The organism is Streptomyces sp. WAC06614 (assembly GCF_003949795.1).
Lineage (GTDB): Bacteria > Actinomycetota > Actinomycetes > Streptomycetales > Streptomycetaceae > Streptomyces.
This window is the reverse complement of the sequence record NZ_RPRY01000709.1, coordinates 1-1034: the sequence shown is the minus strand read 5'-3', so window position 1 is coordinate 1034 and position 1034 is coordinate 1. Positions and strand designations below refer to the sequence as shown.

At 74.1% G+C, this 1034-nt stretch carries 1 protein-coding gene; it reads right to left on the bottom strand.

Annotation, left to right across the window (positions count from 1 at the left end; translation table 11 throughout):
• Positions 1-653: ScbR family autoregulator-binding transcription factor (locus EF918_RS36045; RefSeq protein ID WP_148141369.1), on the bottom strand; the 653-nt coding region annotated here is incomplete at its 3' end.
• Positions 654-1034 lie beyond the last annotated feature (381 nt).

Sequence of the window (1034 nt, the reverse complement as noted above, 5' to 3'; positions counted from 1 at the left end):
CCCCCCGCGGTCCCCTCGGCCACCAACCGCCCGAGCGTCCCGCGCGCCGCCAGCCGCGGCAGCATCAGCGTCCAGAACCGGGTGAGCGTGTGCGGCAGGACCCACTCCCGCTCGGCCGCGCCCAGCACCTGGAGCCCGACCGTCGAGGCCACCACCGCCCGCGCGGCGTCCTGCGGCGCGACCCCGTCCGCGAGCGCCCCCTCCCGCGCGGCGGCCCGCAGCACGTCCTCGACCCACACCCGCCACTGCCGCCGCAGGTCCACCCCGCTCTCGTGCGCCGGCTCCGCCGAGAGCCCGAACCCGGCCCGTACGACGACGTCCCCGGCGAGCAGCGCCATCAACGCGTGCGAGGAATCGACGAGCACCTGGAGCGGATTCCCGCCCTCCCCAGCCCCGGCGGCCGTGCCCGCCCCTGCCCCGACGGCCCGCCGTCCGGCCGTGATCCGCCGGACCGCCTCGGCGGCCCGGTCCTCCACGGCCCGGGCGAGCGCCGCCTTGCTGGTGAAGTGGAAGTGGAGCCCTCCGGTGCTCACCCCGGCCCGTCTGCTGATCGCCGCGATCGACGCGGGGACGAATCCCTCCTCGGCGAACACCTCTGCGGCGGCACGGACGACGGCCTCACGCGTGCGAGCGGCACGCTCCTGCTTGATCATGAAGTCTCCACAAACCGCCCTCGCGGTTTGCCCAACGGGGTACGAGATGGCGCGGTCACCGTCGACGTCCCGGCTGGAGGCGGACTGGAACCCCGCCTGAGCCGGACGAACGGCGGACGAACACATGGCAGACGAACGGAACCGGACGGCGGCACACGCAACGGCTGGACGAACGACGGCAGAACAACGACCGGGCCGAGCAACGACCGGGCCGAGCAACGAACGGGCCGAGCAACGAACGGACGACGGACAACGAACGGCGGACACCGAAGGCCAACCACCCCCGCCATACCCGGATCGCCCCCACCCGGACCACCCGAGAACGGACAGCCCAGTCCAGGAGAAGGCCACCCGGCCCAGGAATGCCACAGCCCCGGACAC